Origin of the sequence: Streptomyces bungoensis (assembly GCF_001514215.1) — a bacterium.
Lineage (GTDB): Bacteria > Actinomycetota > Actinomycetes > Streptomycetales > Streptomycetaceae > Streptomyces > Streptomyces bungoensis.
The window spans coordinates 23,860-26,425 of record NZ_KQ948885.1 but is presented as its reverse complement, the minus strand read 5'-3'; the positions used below and the strand labels follow the sequence as shown (position 1 = coordinate 26,425).

Below are 2,566 nucleotides of genomic sequence, written 5' to 3'. Positions count from 1 at the left end.
GTTCGGCGCCGTCAGACCGTTCGACGCACCATCCTGGTTCACCGCCGAGCCCGCCACCACCGCCAGGACCTTGTGTCCGTTGCGGCGCGCGTCCGACAGCCGCTCCACCAGCAGCAGACCCACGCCCTCCGACCACGCCGTACCGTCAGCACCCTCCGCGAACGCCTTACAGCGGCCGTTTGAGGCCAGCCCCCGCTGCCGCGAGAACTCCACGAAGGTGTCCGGCGTCGACATCACCGTCACGCCACCGGCCAGAGCCAGGTCGCATTCACCGGAACGCAGTGCCTGAGCGGCCAGGTGCAGGGCGACCAGAGACGACGAACACGCCGTGTCCACCGTCACCGCAGGCCCCTCGAAACCGAAGGTGTAGGCGATACGGCCAGAGGCCACGCTGCCGGTGTTACCGGTCAGCAGATATCCGTCAACGCCTTCGGAGGTGCCGCGCAGCGACGCACCGTAGTCCTGGGCCATGGCGCCGGCGAAGACGCCGGTTCGGGAACCGCGCAGACTCGCCGGGTCGATACCCGCCCGCTCGAACACCTCCCAGGAGGTCTCCAGGAGGAGCCTCTGCTGCGGGTCCATCGCCAACGCCTCACGCGGCGAGATACCGAACAACCCCGCATCGAACTCCGCGGCGTCGTACAGGAAACCGCCCTCACGCACGTAAGTGCGCCCGGCCCTGCCAGGCTCCGGGTCGTACAAGCCGTCCAGATCCCAACCCCGATCGGCCGGGAAGGCACCGATCGCATCTCCGCCCTCGGTCACCAGCCGCCACAGATCCTCGGGAGAAGTGACACCGCCCGGGAACCGGCACGCCATCCCGACGATCACCACCGGATCGTCGCCCACGCCGGTCATGGCGGGCAGCGCCTCAGTGGCGTCCTCGTCCCCGCCCAGGAGCTCGGTCTTCATGTGCCGGACCAGGGCTGCTGGAGTGGGGTAGTCGAAGATCAGCGTGGCCGGGAGCCGCAGACCGGTGGCCGCGTTCACACGGTTGCGCAGTTCGACGGACGTCAGGGAGTCGAGACCGAGCTCCTTGAAGGTATGGCCCATCTCGATGTCGGCGCCCGATCCGTGACCGAGAACCGCCGCCGTGGCATGGCGAACCAGCTGGGACACGAGTCGGTCCCTGTCGCCCGGCTGCGCTGCACCCAGTTGTGTCCTGAAGTCCCGACGCTGGGCCCCGGAAGCGACGTCTGCCTTACGACGGGCGCGCACCCGGACCAGGGCCCGCAGCAGCGCGGGCACCTCGTCGCCGGCCCGTCGACGCAGGCCGTCCAGGTCGAGGTGCATCGGCAGCACACCGGCCCGCTCCAGAGCACCGCCCTGCTCCAGTGCCACGTCCAGCAGTCCGAGACCCAGATCAGGGGCCAGCGGCCGCATGCCCTCGCGTGCCATGCGCCGCAGGTCGGCCTCGGTCAGCTCGGCCGTCATCCCCGCACCCGGCGTCCAGGGGCCCCAGGCCAGTGCGGTCGCCGGCAGCCCCGCGGTACGACGGCAGGCGGCGAAGGCATCCAGGAAAGCGTTGGCGGCCGCGTAGTTCGCCTGGCCCGCGCCGCCGAACGTACCCATGACAGAGGAGAAGACGATGAACGCAGACAGGTCCGCGTCCCGGGTCAGCTCGTGCAGGTGCGCCACCGCGTCCGCCTTCGGCCGCAGCACCCGGGAGACGCGTTCGGGGGTGAGGGAAGCCACCACACCGTCATCGACGATGCCCGCTGTGTGCACGACGGCTGTCAGCGGGTGCTCCGCCGGAATCGTGCCGAGGGCGGCGGCAAGCTGGTCTCGGTCGGCCACGTCCACCGCGACGACCTCGGCATGGACGCCCAAGTCGAGCAACTCTGCGACGAGTTCGGCGGCACCTGGTGCCTCCGGGCCACGGCGACTGGCCAGCAGCAGACGCCGCACACCGTGCTCGGTGACCAAGTGGTGGGCGACCAGGGCACCCAGGCCACCCGTGCCACCGGTCACCAACACCGTGCCATCGCGGTCCAGCGGAGCCGGAACCGTCAGCACGACCTTGCCGACGTGACGGGCCTGGGAGAGATACCGGAACGCCTCCGGCGCCCGCCGCACATCCCAGCACGTCACCGGAAGCGGCGCGATGGCCCCCTGCTCGAACAACGCGACCAGCTCGGCCAGCATCTGCCCGATCCGTTCCGGTGCCACGTTCATCAAGTCGAACGCCTGATAGGCCACACCCGGATGCTGCGCGGCAACCGCCTCCGCGTCCCGGACGTCGGTCTTGCCCATCTCCAGGAACCGACCACCACCCGGCAACAACCGCAGCGACGCGTCCACGAACTCACCCGCCAGCGAATCCAGGACCACATCCACGCCCCGGCCCTCGGTCACCGCCAGGAACGCCGCCTCGAAGTCGGTGTCCCTGGACGAGGCGATGTGCTGTTCATCCAGGCCGAGTCCGCGCAGGGTGCCCCACTTGCCGGCACTCGCCGTGGCGAACACCTCCGCACCCAGATACCGGGCCAACCGCGTCGCGGCCATCCCCACACCACCAGCCGCCGCATGCACCAGCACCCGCTCACCCGCCCGCACCTCACCCAAC

1 protein-coding gene is annotated in these 2,566 nt (G+C 70.2%); it reads right to left on the bottom strand.

Annotated elements, in window-relative coordinates; all coding sequences use genetic code 11:
- Positions 1-2,566 (bottom strand): SDR family NAD(P)-dependent oxidoreductase (locus AQJ66_RS35875; RefSeq protein WP_159052699.1); only part of this gene is annotated, 2,566 nt, incomplete at both ends.